The organism is Halomonas sp., from assembly GCF_052095765.1.
Lineage (GTDB): Bacteria > Pseudomonadota > Gammaproteobacteria > Pseudomonadales > Halomonadaceae > Halomonas.
Window position 1 is genome coordinate 1 of sequence record NZ_JBQDJZ010000073.1, and the last position, 14232, is coordinate 14232.

The window sequence follows — 14232 nt, forward strand, 5'->3', positions numbered from 1 at the left end:
GGGCTGGCGACGCGACAGGTGTTGCGTAACGGCCTTGACCTGATGGGTGTCAGTGCGCCGGAGGAAATGTAGTCCATGGCTAAAAAGCCCACCAACCAGAAGCCGGCGCCTCGCAAACGGGGCGCCACCAGCGCACGGAAAGCTCGCAAAGCAAAGTCGCATCCACGCTTCCCCGGCTGGTTCTGGCTGCTGATCGGCCTGATCGGCGGTTTTCTGGCCTCCCAACACCAGCATGGTAGCGCCCCGTGGCAGGACGACAAGCCTATGGCCACGGTGATTCCTCCTGCTGCCGCACCGGATAACGCCGGCGGCGATCAGGCTCAGAAGGGAAGCGAGAAAAAAACGCCCACTTTCGAGTTCTACACCCTGCTCCCGGAGACAGAAGTCATCGTACCGGACGGCGAAGTGCTGACCTCCACGGCAACACCGCCACCCCGGCCGACCAGCGACAAGCCAGACAGCCAAGGTGTCTCTGGCAACGACCCGATCGCCCAAATCATCGCTGCCAATACCACAACCCGACCTGAACCAATATCTGAGCCAACGCCAGAACCAAAACCGGAGCCCAAACCAGAGGCCAAGCCGGAGCCCAAACCTGAGCCTATCAGAGAGGTCGCCGAGCAGAAGCCACCCCAGCAGCGCGCCCCTGCCAACGATGGCAATCGCTACATGCTACAAGCAGCCTCGTTCAGCAGTCGTGGCGACGCCAGTGAGCTGTCTCAGAGCCTCGCCAACTTCGGCCTGCAGACCAAGATCAGTGAAGTCCGCACTGATGATGGCAGCACCTGGTACCGCGTGCAGTCAGGCCCCTATAACGACCGCCGCGAAATTGACCGCGCCAAGGACCTGATGGCCACCCGCGGTATCACACCACTTCTGATCCAGCTGCAGTGATGCCAGAAGCTAATCGCTAGAGTCTTAAGTAATAGCTATCCGCCGGGGCAATGCCCCGGCATTTTTCCAGTCACTTCTCACCACTCACTCCTCACCGTTTGCCTACGCCGGTTGAATTCCCTCCACCTCGCCCACACCTACTCAGCAACGCCTAGTGTGGCGTCGTTTTGTACGACGCTAAAAGTCAACGGAAGCCTTATCTCTTGAAGTCTGACTTCCTCAAGGAGCTCCCTCCATGACCACGATTGTATCCGTGCGTCGCGGCGATCAGGTGGCACTCGCCGGCGACGGTCAGGTGTCGCTTGGTAATACCGTCATGAAAGGCAACGCCAGCAAGGTACGGCGCCTGTATCGCAACCAGGTACTGGCCGGCTTTGCGGGTGGCACCGCCGACGCCTTTACGCTGTTTGAACGCTTCGAAGCCCAGCTGGAAAAATACCAGGGCAACCTGACCAAGGCCGCTGTCGAACTGGCCAAGGAGTGGCGCACCGACCGTGCACTGCGCCGCCTCGAGGCATTGCTCGCTGTGGCCGACAAGAGTGCCTCGCTGATTATTACTGGCAACGGCGACGTCGTGGAGCCAGAACGGGGCATCATCGCCATTGGCTCAGGGGGGAACTTTGCCCTGTCTGCCGCCCGGGCACTGATCGAAAATACCGACCTGTCAGCCCGAGAAATCACTGAGAAGTCGCTGGAAATCGCCGGTGATATCTGCGTATTCACCAACCATAACGTCACGCTGGAAGAGCTCTGACCATGACCCAGATGACCCCTCGCGAAATTGTCCATGCCCTGGACCAGTACATCATCGGCCAGAAAGACGCCAAACGCGCCGTCGCTATTGCCCTGCGTAACCGCTGGCGCCGCATGCAGCTCGATGGCGAGCTGCGCCAAGAAGTGACACCCAAAAACATCCTGATGATAGGACCGACCGGGGTGGGCAAGACCGAAATTGCCCGCCGCCTGGCCAAGCTAGCCCGCGCACCCTTCATCAAGATCGAGGCCACCAAGTTCACCGAAGTGGGCTATGTAGGCCGTGATGTGGAGTCCATCATCCGCGATCTGATCGAAATCGCCATCAAGCTGGTGCGCGAGCACTCCAAGGACGAAGTGCGCCACCGCGCCGAAGATGCTGCAGAAGACCGCGTGCTGGATGCGCTGCTGCCACCGCCGCGCGGACAGGAAGACCAGCCGCGCACCGAAAACGCCACCCGTCAGTCGTTTCGCAAGAAACTCCGCGAAGGCCAACTTAACGATAAGGAAATTGAAGTACAGGTGACTCCCCAGTCCCAGGGCATGGATTTCATGACCCCGCCGGGCATGGAAGACATGACCAACCAGCTGCAGAGCCTGTTTTCCAACATGGGCAAGGGCAAGACCGAGACCCGTCGCGTCACGGTCAAGGAAGCGCTAAGCCTGCTGGTGGACGAAGAGGCCGGCAAGTTGGTGTGCGAAGATGACATCAAGCAGCGCGCCATCGACTCCGTCGAGCAGAGCGGCATCGTGTTTCTCGATGAGATCGACAAGGTGGCCAAGGGCAACGGCCAGTCCGGTGGTGAGGTATCCCGCGAGGGGGTGCAGCGCGATCTGCTGCCACTGATTGAAGGCTCCACGGTGTCGACGAAGTACGGCATGGTCAAAACTGACCACATCCTGTTTATCGCCTCGGGGGCCTTCCACCTGTCACGTCCGTCAGACCTGATTCCTGAGCTGCAGGGCCGTCTGCCCATCCGCGTCGAGCTCGATGCCCTGACGCCGGACGACTTCAAGCGCATTCTCACCGAGCCTTCTGCCGCACTGACCAAACAGTACCAGGCACTGCTGGCCACCGAAGGGCTCGATATCAGCTTCACTGACGACGGTATTAACCGCATCGCCCAGATCGCCTGGCAGGTCAACGAAGGCACCGAAAATATCGGCGCACGCCGCCTGCACACGGTAATGGAGCGTCTGCTCGAGCAAGCGTCCTATCAAGGCAGCGATATCGGCACACCGCTGGTCATCGACGCCGACTATGTGGACTCCCAGCTCGGCGAACTGGCCATGGACGAAGACCTATCGCGGTATATTCTCTGACCCCGACGCCAGGCTCAAACGAGGTATCTATGTCTGCCCCAATTCCCACCCAGGTGCACTATCACAAGAAAGCGCGCGAACTGGAGCTTGGTTATGCCAATGGCGAAAGCTACCGGCTGTCGATCGAGTATCTCAGGGTCTATTCACCTTCTGCGGAGGTGCGAGGGCACGGCAAAGGTCAGGCGGTGCTGCAGGTCGGCAAGAAGGATGTCGGCCTGGCCAACATCACCCCGACGGGCAACTACGCCCTCAAGCTGCATTTCGACGATGGCCACGATAGCGGCTTGTACAGCTGGGCGTACCTGTACGACCTGATCCAGCATCGCGAAGCGTACTGGGCAGACTATCTCAAACGCCTGGAGGAGGAAGGCGGCAAGCGCGAGTCGCTGGGGATTGAGCTCAAGCAACTCTAGGCCGCTTCATGCAGCTTCAAACAAGTTCCCATGCCAAGCTTGGGCCGGCGTCAAGACAAGGGCCATCGCGGGGCGCTACAATAGCGCCCGACTGAGGCCAGCGCGCCTCTCCACAGCAGCGACCCGGGAGCCTATCGCATGAGCCAGAAGGACCAGCGCACCACCCACTTTGGCTATCAGCAGGTTGACGTCGACGAGAAAGCCTCTCGCGTCGCCCACGTATTTGACTCGGTGGCATCACGCTACGACGTGATGAACGATCTCATGTCGCTTGGCATCCACCGCCTGTGGAAACGTCTGACCATCGAGCGTGCCGGGGTGCGCCCCGGCCACAGCGTATTGGACATCGCCGGCGGCACCGGCGATTTGACGCTTAAGTTCTCGCGCCTGGTTGGTCCACGCGGCCGCGTGGTGCTGGCCGATATCAACGACTCGATGCTCAGGGTCGGCCGTAACAAGCTGATCGACCAGGGCGTAGGCGGCAACGTGGAGTACGTTCAAGCCAATGCCGAGACCCTACCGTTTCCCGATAACACCTTCGACTGCATCACCATCGCCTTCGGGCTGCGCAACGTCACCGACAAGGACGCCGCGCTGCGCTCCATGGCGCGGGTGTTGAAACCGGGTGGCCGGCTGCTGGTGCTGGAGTTCTCTAAGCCTGGTAACCCGGTGCTGTCCAAGATCTACGACGACTACTCCTTCCATCTGCTGCCGCGCATGGGAAAAATGGTGGCCGGCGATGCCGATAGCTACCGCTACCTGGCCGAGTCGATCCGTATGCACCCTGATCAGGAAACGCTTAAGGAAATGATGGAAAACGCCGGTCTTGAGCGCGTGGAGTACACCAACCTCACCGGGGGCATTGTTGCCCTGCACCGCGGTATCAAGCTGTGAGGTCATGATGGCACTGACACCGACTCTGCTGCTGGCTGGCATTGAAAAAACCATCAATGCCCTGCTGGCACGCGATCCAGCCGCCCCGCAGCGTCTCAGGCGATTGACGGGAAAAAGCATTCTGCTGCGACTTGAATCCCCCAGCCTGACCCTAGCCGTGCACTTCCACCCCCAAGGGCTGGATCTGATGCGCGAGCCCGACACCACCGAAGGCGCCCATAACGCGGTGGTTGAGCTAGACTCGGATACGTTGTCGGCACTGATCGGCGGCGCCAGCATCGAGCAGCTGATGTTTCAGGGCAGGCTGTCCGTACGCGGCCCCACCCAGCTACTGGAGGCGGCCCGCGATCTGCTGCTGGACTTGGACCTGGACTGGGAAGGCGAGCTGGCTCGCTGGCTTGGTGATCAACCCGCCCACACCCTGGCCGAAGGGCTGCGCAGCCTCGGCAATTGGGGTCTGCGCACCCAGCGTGAACTGCGCGCCGACGTTGCCGAGTATGTATTTGAAGAAGCCCGCCTGCTGCCGGGCCGCCATCAGCTCGAGATCCTACGTGATCACCTGACCGAGATCGAAGTCGCCACCGACCGAATTGAAGCCCGGCTGGCGCGCCTTCAGCGACGCCTCGAAGCAATACGCTCAAAAAGCGTACAGACCTCAGGTTCACCAACTCAGGATTCGCGAACGTCTGGGGCGACCACGGAGACCTCAGCATGATAGCCAGGCTGCTGCGCATCATCTGGGTCGTCAGCCGCTATCGCTTAGACACCCTAATCCCGCTACACCGTCTGCCCTGGTGGCTGCGCAGCCTGCTGTCGCTAGCACCCTGGCGGCTGATGCCAGTCGGCCCACTGCCCCGTAGCGAGCGCCTGCGCCTCGCACTGGAAACCTTAGGGCCCATCCACGTCAAGTTCGGCCAAATGCTGTCAACCCGACGCGACCTACTGCCCGAAGACATTGCCGATGAGCTCAAGCGCCTGCAGGATCAGGTGCCGCCCTTTCCTGGCCGTGAAGCCAGAGCGCTGGTCGAACGTGAACTGCAGATGAGCATTGATGACGCCTTCGCCCAGTTTGACACTGAAGCCCTGGCCTCAGCCTCCGTGGCCCAGGTGCATGGTGCACGCCTGCACAGTGGTGAAGATGTCGTGGTCAAGATCATCCGTCCCGGTATTAATAAGATCATGCGCCAGGACATGGCCCTACTGTACCAGCTGGCACGTCTTCTGGAACGTATTCCTGAGGCCAGGCGCCTACATCCGGTCGCCGTGGTACGCGATTACGAATCGACACTGTTCGACGAACTAGACCTGACCAAAGAAGCCGCCAACACCTCGCAGCTCAAACGCAACTTCAAGCACTCACCGCTGCTGCACGTCCCCAGCATTCACTGGCCACTGACCCGCCGCGGCGTCATGGTCCAGGAGCGTATTTATGGGGTGCCTGTGGCGGACATCCCCGCGCTGGAGGCCCAAGGCACCGACCTGAAAAAGCTGGCCGAACGCGGTGTGGAAATTTTCTTTACCCAGGTATTCCGCGACAACTTCTTCCATGCCGACATGCATCCGGGGAATATTTTTGTTTCCCGCGACGATACCGCCAATCCGCAGTACATTGCCATCGACTGCGGCATCGTCGGCAGCCTGACCCGGGAAGACCAGGACTATCTGGCACGCAACCTGCTGGCATTCTTCCGCCAGGACTATTATGAAGTGGCAGTACTGCATATCGAGTCAGGCTGGGTGGGTGAAGACACCCGCGCCAACGAGTTTGCCGCCGCCGTGCGTGCGGTCTGTGAACCCATCCTCGAGAAGCCACTCAAAGATATTTCGTTCGGTCAGGTTCTGTTAGGCCTGTTTCAGACGGCGCGACGCTTTAACATGGAGGTTCAGCCACAGCTGGTACTGCTGCAAAAGACTTTGCTCAATATCGAGGGGCTGGGTCGACAGCTTTATCCGGACTTGGACCTGTGGAGCACCGCGCGGCCTTACCTTGAGCGCTGGATGAAAGAGCGCGCCGGCGTTCACAGCCTGTGGGAGTCGATCAAGCGACATGCGCCGGAGCTTTCCCATCAGCTGCCGGAACTGCCGATCATGGCGCACCAGGCACTAATGCGCACGGAGCAAAACCAGCTTCAGCAGCGCCGTCAGACGGAGTCGATCCAGCGTATCGACCGCCAGCTGACGCGCCGCGGCCAGCAAAGCAGCCGACGCCAGCGCTTGGGTCTGATCATTGTAGCGCTGGCCTTGGCCTGGCAGCCGCTGAGCGAATGGGCCGGCGACCAGCCCTGGACCCTACTCAGCGCCCTGGCCATTGGTGCCACGCTGCTGATATGGAACTGAAGACTGATATGGAATACAAAGACGTTGCCAGGCAACGCCATTGGACGGAAACGGCGATTCATGAGTGATATCCTCGACAGACTTGATGAAGTACTCCAGCAGCGCCGTCAGGCCGCAGCTAACGACTCTTACGTGGCCAGCCTGCACCACAAGGGGCTTAACAGGATCCTTGAGAAGGTCGGCGAAGAAGCCACCGAGACACTGCTCGCTGCCAAGGATGCCGAACACGGCGATGCAGCGAGTCGACAAGCACTGATCGCAGAAACTGCTGACCTGTGGTTCCATAGCTTGGTGATGCTCTCGCATCTGGGGATGGACCATCAGCAGGTACTCGAAGAGCTGGCCCGGCGCTTCGGCATCTCAGGGCACGACGAAAAGGCCGCAAGGCAGTAAACCAAAGGGTCCAGCACGGACCCGAACTTGAGGACGACTCCATGTTAGGTGGTATCAGTATCTGGCAACTGCTCATCGTACTCGGCATCATCATCCTGATCTTCGGCACCAAGAAACTACGCAACGTCGGTGGAGATCTGGGCGATGCTGTCAAAGGCTTCAAGAAAGCCGTCAGCGACGAAGAAAAAAAGGATGATACGATCGAAAAGCCCCACGCTCGCGTGTCTCAGGAAGACAACGGCAACACCTACGACGTGAACGCTGAGCATAAATCCGAAGAACAGGAAGAGCGAAAATAAGCGGCCATGTTTGATATCGGCTTTCTTGAGCTCCTGCTCATCGGTGTGGTAGGCCTTTTGGTGCTGGGCCCGGAGCGGCTGCCCATGGCGGCGCGTACGGCTGGCATGTGGATCGGCCGGATCAAGCGCAGCGTTTCGGGTATCCAGCGCGAGATCAACGAGCAGCTGCGGACCGAAGAAGTACGCCAGAAAATCAACGAGCACAAGAAGTCTCTCGGTGAGAGCGTGGAGCGTGTGAATCGTGAGGTCGAGAGCATTGCTGATAATGATCATTCTGCGCCCTCTGACGGCGGCTCTGGCAAGCCAACTGGTGAAACAAAGGGTCCTGAGCAGCGCCTGGATGACGCCCTCTCCAGGGTACGCCAGCCAGCCAGCGACACTGAAACCGGCAGCCCGGCGAAAAACAACCCTGGCCGGGTGTATGTTGCCAACTCAGGCTCTTCCGGACCTGGTGCTTCCAGTTCTGACACTCCCAGCACGGACAAGGACCCTGACTCACAATGAGCCAATCTGAGCAGTCCGGCGGCGGACACGCGCCCCTGATCGATCACCTGATCGAGCTGCGGACACGACTGCTGCGAACAGTCGTGGTGATTCTGGTCACTTTTCTGGCGCTTTACGCTTTTTCTAACGACATTTACCGGTTCGTTGCTGACCCCCTGATGGCTCTGCTGCCATCTGGCTCACAGATGATTGCCACCGAAGTGGCCTCGCCGTTTCTGGCACCCTTCAAACTGACACTGGTCGTGGCGGTGTTCGTAGCGATTCCTTATGTGCTCTACCAGGCCTGGGCCTTTATTGCCCCAGGCCTGTACGACAACGAAAAAGCCCTGGCTTTACCCCTACTGGCCTCCAGCATTGCGCTGTTCTATGCTGGAGCAGCCTTCGCGTACTATGCGGTCTTCCCACTGCTGTTTTCTTTCTTTACCAGTACCGGCCCTGCCGAAATTGCGATAATGACGGATATCAGCCAGTATCTGAATTTTGTACTCAAGATATTTCTGGCCTTTGGCATCGCTTTCCAGATCCCCATTGCCACCTTCCTGCTAATTTTCAGCGGTGCCACCACCGTCGAGAGCCTGTCGCGCAAGCGACCTTATGTGTTGCTGGGTTGTTTCGTGATCGGCATGCTGCTGACACCGCCAGACGTGATTTCACAGACCCTGCTGGCCGGCCCCATGTACCTGCTTTATGAAGTGGGCCTGCTGTTCGGACGCTTGGTGCGCCGCAGGCAGCATGAGCCGGAGGAAGCAGGCAAGGCGGACGAGCCCTAAGAGAATAGCCTGCACTAAACCTCAGCTGGTGAATTCCGTGCATAAAAAACCACCTCCTATGAGGTGGTTTTTATAATTTATAAACAAAGGCTCGGCTCAGCTCAGCGCGATGAGCTCAGTCTGATGGTTTCAGCTCCATCAGTTCACTCATCCGGTCCACCAGTTTGAAAATTCCTTTAGCGGCGTCGTTGATTCGCTGAGCTTCCATGTAGGCAGGCGTGGTGACAACCCGGTTCGAGAAGTCCACGACAATATCGTCCACCGCGCAGCCACGGTGCAGACCTCCCATAGCGCTAATTGCACCTGACACACCCGGATCGCTGCCAATGGTCACAGCAATGCCCTGGCCCAGCAAGCGCGGCACCATGACTGGAGAAATGCACATCAGACCGATCGGCTTACCCGCTGCATGAAACTCGCCAACTTTCTCGCGCACTTCATCCTGGATGACCATGTCAGCACCGGCGCTAGCGAAATTGCTCAAGTTCTTGGCCACACCAAATCCGCCGGGCACAATCACCGCATCGCAGTCATCAACTGACAGCTCCGCAAGGGCTGAAATCTCTCCTCGCGCCAGACGCGCAGCCTCGGTCAGCACATTACGGGTTTCACCTTCGGCCACTTCGCCGCTGCGATGATTGACCACATGATGCTGTTCAATGTCCGGTGCAAAACAACGGTAGCTGATGTCCAGCTGATCAAGACGCAGCAGTGTCAGCGTCGTCTCGTAAATCTCGGAACCGTCCTGGACACCGCACCCGGCAAGAATCACCGCAACCTGTCTGTTCAATGTTTTTCTCCTTACTGGTCCGCAACGCGTCTCGTTACGGCTTCAGAAAATAATCAGCCCATCACTGTAGTGTGTCAGCGAGCGGGCGACAACAGCACATCACGCTCAACATGGCTGGCCAAAAAACGCCTGCAGGCGCGGATGTGTCCACACTGGCGGTACCGCCGTGCGCGGCACCGGACTCATGCTGCCTGGCGCCAAGTGACCACCGGGAAAATGAAAGTCACTACCAATCGAGCCGTACAGATTCCGCTCCTGAAGCTGTCGAGCCAAGTCGCGGGTCATATCGGGGTTCTGAAAACCGCTGACCAGTTCAACGGCCTGACCTCCCGCCTCGCGGAAATCATCCAACAGCTGTCCGCGCTTGCGGCGCGTCAGACCATAATGCAGCGGATGCGCCAGCACCGCCACGCCACCTGCCGCGACCACCCATTCCACAACCTCAGACAGAAACGGCCATAGCGCCTTTACGTCACCCACCTTGCCACTACCCAGATAGCGGGCGAAGGCTGTTTTCATATCGGCAACTATACCGGCCTCGACCAGCGCCCGGGCAAAATCCGGGCGCCCCAACGGACGGTCACTGCCGGCCACCTTTCTGGCACGCGCCAGTGCATCATTCAATCCACGCTTTTCCAGCCGCTCGGCAATAACGATGGAGCGCTGTTCGCGCGCCCGGGCCTGATTTTCAAGGCCTTCACTCAACGGCGGCTTACTGCCTCCGGGCAATAGGCCAACCACATGGATGTTGATGCCACGCCACTGGCTGGAGAGCTCAGTGGCCGGCAACACCTTAATGCCCAGTTCCGTGCCGCGGCGCTGAGCTTCGTTGACACCGCTCATGGTGTCGTGGTCGGTCAGTGCCATCCAGCCCAGCTGACGCTGGTGGCAAAGCTCCACCAGCGCCGCAGGTGGCAGGCGCCCATCGGATGCGGTCGAGTGCATGTGCAGGTCAACGCCCGAGGTATCGCCCTCAAAGGCGTCGGGCAGCGGGATCATTAACATGACGTGGCCAGGTGACTTTGTCAGAATAGCCATCATCCTACCCTATTCACCAGAGAGGTACCGACCCGATGCTCTACGCTATCATCAGTGAAGATGTCCCCAACAGCCTGCAACAGCGCTTGGCCGCACGTCCCGATCACCTGGCACGCCTTGAGGGGCTGCGTGATGAGGGCCGCCTGGTGCTGGCCGGCCCCCACCCAGCGGTGGACAGCTTGTCACCGGGCGAGGCCGGCTTCAGTGGCAGCCTGGTCGTGGCTGAGTTTGACGACCAGGCCAGCGCCCAAGCCTGGGCCGATGCAGACCCTTATATCCTTGCCGGCGTCTACGCAAGGGTAGTCGTGAAACCATTTATCAAGGCCCTGCCCTAAAAACAGAGTTATGCACTGACTGGTTGCCCACAGCTTCTGTGGATAACCTTGTTGAAACGCCGCGGATGCATTGCGCTAAGCCACTTCAGATGGCGCCGTGGCAACATTGATCAGAAATTGACCGGAGCCGACATTGACCGCTTCACCCGATGGACTGCCACCGCTGACGGGGCTGACCTCCGCGCGCCTGGATTGGCAGCGTGACGACAGCGGTGATGTAACGCCACGCTCCAGCACCTTTGATGATGTGTACTTCTCCCGCCACGATGGGCGCGCGGAAACCGAGCATGTGTTCATCAACGGCAACCGCCTGACCAAACGGTTCGCTGGCTGGCAGCGTACGCGCCCCTTTGTGATTGCCGAAACCGGCGTCGGCAGCGGTCTGAACATGCTGTGCGCCTGGGCATGCTTTGATGTCAATGCGCCAGCCAGCGCCCGGCTACACCTGATCTCCACCGAAAAATATCCGATGACCCAGGACGACCTTGCCCTTTCGCTAGCGGCCTGGCCGGAGTTGGCCGAGCGCGCAGAGGTGTTGATTCGACAATGGCCTGAGCCGGTCAGCGGTGTCCACCGCCTTTGGCTTGACGAGCGGGTAACGCTGGACCTTCACTTTGGCGACACAGTCGAGCGCCTTGAACTGCTGGACGGCCAGGTGGATGCCTGGTTTCTAGACGGTTTTGCACCCGCAAAAAACCCGGAAATGTGGCGCACTGCGCTGTATGAGGTAATGGCCAAGCGCTCCCGCCCCGGCGCGACCTTTGCCACCTTTACCTGTGCAGGTATCGTCAAGCGCGGCCTCAAGGCGGCTGGCTTCAACTGGAAAAAGAAGCCAGGATTCGGGCGTAAACGCGAGATGCTGGCCGGTGCCATCGACACGCCACCCGAAGACTGTCGCCGCCATTCCACGCCCTGGTTTACTCCGCCACCCCCCCGAGACGTTAAACGGGTGGCCATTATCGGCGCCGGTATCGCCGGCACCAGCCTAGCCTGGTCCCTGGCCCGGCGCGGGCTGAACGTCGACCTCTACGATCAGCAAGGCCCAGGTGCCGGCGCTTCTGGCAACCCCCAGGGCGCGCTTTACGCCAAGCTAGCTGCCGATACCAACTATCACAGCCGTTGCTACCTAGCAGGCCTGCTGCACAGCTTACGCTGGCTGAACGAGCTCGATCCGCAGCACCGCCTGTGGTCACCCTGCGGTGTACTGCAGCTGGCCAACACCCCGCGTGAACTCAACCGCCAGCAACGTTTTCTCAGCCAGCACCCGTTGCCTGAGAGTCTAGTGACCGGGCGCGATGCCCAACAAGCCGAACAGGCAGCAGGTGTGCCTGTTGCCACGGGCGGGCTCGACTATCCTTTGGCCGGCTGGGTGCGCCCGGCAGAGCTGTGTCAGCACCTTGCTGAACAACCGGGTATCACCCTGATTCAGGCCGATGTTGTTAAGCTCAGCCAGAGCGAAAACGACTGGGAACTGCACGTGCGCGATGCCGATGGCAACACCCTGTGCCACCTTGCCGATGCGGTGGTGATCGCCACGGCAACCCGGGTGAACCGTTTTTCACAGACCGCTGCACTGCCCATTCAGACGGTACGCGGACAGATTTCATGTTATGAGCTGCCTGCCGTGGCGCCAGCGCTGCAGCGTGTGCTGTGCGCTAACGGCTATGTCATGCCGGTGCTGAATGGCCAGCTGACCTTTGGCGCAACCTTTGCCCCCAATGACAGCGACACAGTGCTACGCCAGGAGGACCACGCTGCTAACCTGACAGAACTTGAACGGCTCATACCGGGCTATGTGAGCAAACTGCGTGACGCCGGCCACACAGTAGATGCTGGCATGCTGACGGGACGCGCCTCACTGCGTGCAGCAAGCCCGGACAAGCTGCCCTACGCAGGCCCAGTGCCAGACGTTAAAGCCTGGCAGCGTGACTATGCCGCGCTTGGCAAGGACGCCAGTCAAGTGCTAAATAGCGCCAGACAGCATCCCGCAGCACTGTGGAACGGACTATGGGTCAGCACGGCCCATGGCTCACGGGGACTTATCAGCGCGCCGCTGTGCGCCGAACTGATCGCCTCACGGCTGTGTGATGAACCCTTGCCCCTGGAGGCGCCACTGGCCGACCACCTGCATCCCGGGCGACGCATCATCCGCGACATCATCAAACGGCGCTAACCAGATAAACACCACTAGATTTTCACAGGCTGAAAGATAGCTGCAACCATCAGCCTTCCTCCTCATCATCAGCCAGGTCGCGGCCGAAGGAGCGCCACTGGGCCAGCGTCATCACTTCAGTAGTTTCGGTTTGCAGGTCGTGGGCGATGATCAGCTCGCTACGTTCCAACTGATGCTTAAGTTCGCTGACCCAGCCGCCCATACCTGCACCGGTGTCCGTGGTGTCGTAGCCCTGACGTGTGACGAAGACTTCCAGCAGCGCGTCCAGGGTGTCTCCTGGCAGCATCCGGTACGGCACCTCAATAAAACGATCACCCATCCTCACGTTCTCCGCCTGTCTTGCCTGACCATACTGATGCGCTTTCCCATTCAGCAAGCAGCTCAAGAAACGTCGCCTCATCGACTACCGTCACACCAAGCTGTTCAGCTTTGGTCAGCTTGCTACCCGCGGCTTCACCCGCTACCAGGCAGCTGGTTTTCCCAGATACACTGCCAGCCACCTTGGCCCCCAACGCCTGGAGCCGCGCCTTGCCCTCATCGCGGGTCATGCTCTGCAAAGTGCCGGTCAACACCCAGCTCTGGCCGATCAGCGGGGTCGGGCCACGGCGCACCTCGGTTTCTTCCCAATGCAGTCCCGCATCCAGCAGCGCTTGAATCGTATCGCGGTTATGCGACTGGCGGAAAAACGTATGCACATGAGCGGCAACAATGGGGCCAACATCATCCACGGCTTCCAGTGCCTCGGTGTCCGCCGCCATCAGCGCAGCCAGAGTACCGAAATGGCCAGACAGGTTAGCGGCGGTGGCATCACCCACTTCCCGGATGCCAAGCGCATAGATAAAGCGCGCCAGACTAGTATGTCGGGCCTTATCCAGCGCCTCCACCAGGTTGCGAGAGGATTTTTGACCCATACGCGGCAGGCTGGCCAAACGCTCAGCCTCAAGGCCAAATAGATCTGCCGGCGTTTTGACCCAGTCATCCTCCACCAGCTGCTCAATCAGCTTCTCGCCCAGGCCATCGATGTCCAGCGCCCGACGCGACGCAAAATGTTTGAGCGCCTCCTTGCGTTGTGCCGGGCAATAGAGCCCACCAGAACAACGTGCCACCACTTCCCCTTCGAGCCGCTCGACCTCGGAATCACATACCGGGCAGCGCTCCGGAAACACGATGGTGCGAGCATCAGCAGGCCGCTGGTGTATCTGCACCCTGACCACTTGGGGTATCACATCGCCAGCCCGACGAATAGCCACGATATCGCCGATCATGACACCCAGCCGCGCAATCTCGTCGGCATTATGCAAGGTAGCATTAGAGAC

General features: G+C 59.7%; 18 protein-coding genes. 14 read left to right on the plus strand and 4 right to left on the minus strand.

Features of this window, described 5'->3' with window-relative positions:
- The 12 genes from ACTH3D_RS09880 to tatC form a co-directional block, all read left to right on the plus strand.
- Positions 1–72, plus strand: a 72-nt coding sequence (locus ACTH3D_RS09880; protein WP_441666928.1) for a DALR anticodon-binding domain-containing protein, incomplete at its 5' end; no start/stop codon positions are given.
- 3 nt (positions 73–75) lie between these two features.
- Positions 76–894, plus strand: coding sequence for an SPOR domain-containing protein (locus tag ACTH3D_RS09885; protein WP_441666911.1), 819 nt, complete (start codon positions 76–78; stop codon positions 892–894).
- Positions 895–1129: 235 nt separating this feature from the next.
- The gene (hslV, locus tag ACTH3D_RS09890; protein WP_441666912.1) at positions 1130–1648 is read left to right on the plus strand and encodes an ATP-dependent protease subunit HslV; all 519 of its coding nucleotides are present in this window, start codon (positions 1130–1132) and stop codon (positions 1646–1648) included.
- Between the two features lie 2 nt (positions 1649–1650).
- On the plus strand, positions 1651–2970 hold the full coding sequence (gene hslU, locus ACTH3D_RS09895; RefSeq protein WP_441666913.1) for an ATP-dependent protease ATPase subunit HslU: 1320 nt from the start codon (positions 1651–1653) through the stop codon (positions 2968–2970).
- Positions 2971–2999: 29 nt separating this feature from the next.
- A complete protein-coding gene (locus ACTH3D_RS09900; RefSeq protein WP_441666914.1) occupies positions 3000–3383 on the plus strand; it encodes a gamma-butyrobetaine hydroxylase-like domain-containing protein in 384 nt (127 codons plus the stop codon).
- 138 nt (positions 3384–3521) lie between these two features.
- A complete protein-coding gene (gene ubiE, locus ACTH3D_RS09905) occupies positions 3522–4277 on the plus strand; it encodes a bifunctional demethylmenaquinone methyltransferase/2-methoxy-6-polyprenyl-1,4-benzoquinol methylase UbiE (RefSeq protein ID WP_441666915.1) in 756 nt (251 codons plus the stop codon).
- Between the two features lie 7 nt (positions 4278–4284).
- Positions 4285–4992 carry a ubiquinone biosynthesis accessory factor UbiJ gene (locus tag ACTH3D_RS09910; RefSeq protein ID WP_441666929.1) on the plus strand — a complete coding sequence of 236 codons (708 nt, stop codon included), beginning with the start codon at positions 4285–4287 and terminating at the stop codon, positions 4990–4992.
- Complete coding sequence (ubiB, locus tag ACTH3D_RS09915; RefSeq protein ID WP_441666916.1) at positions 4989–6614, plus strand: ubiquinone biosynthesis regulatory protein kinase UbiB; 1626 nt, start codon at positions 4989–4991, stop codon at positions 6612–6614. The genes ACTH3D_RS09910 and ubiB overlap by 4 nt, the downstream gene beginning before the upstream one ends.
- A gap of 60 nt (positions 6615–6674) precedes the next feature.
- The gene (locus ACTH3D_RS09920) at positions 6675–7007 is read left to right on the plus strand and encodes a phosphoribosyl-ATP diphosphatase (protein WP_441666917.1); all 333 of its coding nucleotides are present in this window, start codon (positions 6675–6677) and stop codon (positions 7005–7007) included.
- 41 nt (positions 7008–7048) lie between these two features.
- Complete coding sequence (gene tatA / locus ACTH3D_RS09925) at positions 7049–7306, plus strand: Sec-independent protein translocase subunit TatA (protein ID WP_441666918.1); 258 nt, start codon at positions 7049–7051, stop codon at positions 7304–7306.
- Between the two features lie 6 nt (positions 7307–7312).
- Entirely contained in the window at positions 7313–7810 is a 498-nt protein-coding gene (gene tatB / locus ACTH3D_RS09930; protein WP_441666919.1) for a Sec-independent protein translocase protein TatB, read from the plus strand.
- Positions 7807–8580: a twin-arginine translocase subunit TatC gene (gene tatC, locus ACTH3D_RS09935; protein WP_441666920.1), complete on the plus strand. Its 774-nt coding sequence runs from the start codon at positions 7807–7809 to the stop codon at positions 8578–8580. Before tatB ends, tatC begins: the two co-directional genes overlap by 4 nt.
- Before the next feature lie 115 nt (positions 8581–8695).
- Here the strand turns inward: tatC and elbB are convergent, their stop codons facing one another.
- Both elbB and ACTH3D_RS09945 read right to left on the minus strand, forming a co-directional pair.
- Positions 8696–9370, minus strand: a complete 675-nt coding sequence (gene elbB, locus ACTH3D_RS09940) for an isoprenoid biosynthesis glyoxalase ElbB (protein WP_441666921.1) — start codon at positions 9368–9370, stop codon at positions 8696–8698.
- Between the two features lie 105 nt (positions 9371–9475).
- On the minus strand, positions 9476–10375 hold the full coding sequence (locus ACTH3D_RS09945; RefSeq protein WP_441666922.1) for a PHP domain-containing protein: 900 nt from the start codon (positions 10373–10375) through the stop codon (positions 9476–9478).
- Positions 10376–10443: 68 nt separating this feature from the next.
- Here ACTH3D_RS09945 and ACTH3D_RS09950 point away from each other — a divergent pair, with 68 nt between their 5' ends.
- The gene (locus ACTH3D_RS09950) at positions 10444–10743 is read left to right on the plus strand and encodes a YciI family protein (RefSeq protein ID WP_441666923.1); all 300 of its coding nucleotides are present in this window, start codon (positions 10444–10446) and stop codon (positions 10741–10743) included.
- A 133-nt stretch (positions 10744–10876) separates the two neighbouring features.
- The gene (mnmC, locus tag ACTH3D_RS09955) at positions 10877–12916 is read left to right on the plus strand and encodes a bifunctional tRNA (5-methylaminomethyl-2-thiouridine)(34)-methyltransferase MnmD/FAD-dependent 5-carboxymethylaminomethyl-2-thiouridine(34) oxidoreductase MnmC (RefSeq protein WP_441666924.1); all 2040 of its coding nucleotides are present in this window, start codon (positions 10877–10879) and stop codon (positions 12914–12916) included.
- A 49-nt stretch (positions 12917–12965) separates the two neighbouring features.
- Here mnmC and ACTH3D_RS09960 read toward each other — a convergent pair whose 3' ends face one another.
- Entirely contained in the window at positions 12966–13235 is a 270-nt protein-coding gene (locus ACTH3D_RS09960) for a YheU family protein (RefSeq protein ID WP_441666926.1), read from the minus strand.
- Positions 13228–14232: NAD-dependent DNA ligase LigA (gene ligA / locus ACTH3D_RS09965; protein ID WP_441666927.1), on the minus strand; the 1005-nt coding region annotated here is incomplete at its 5' end. The genes ACTH3D_RS09960 and ligA, both read right to left, overlap by 8 nt.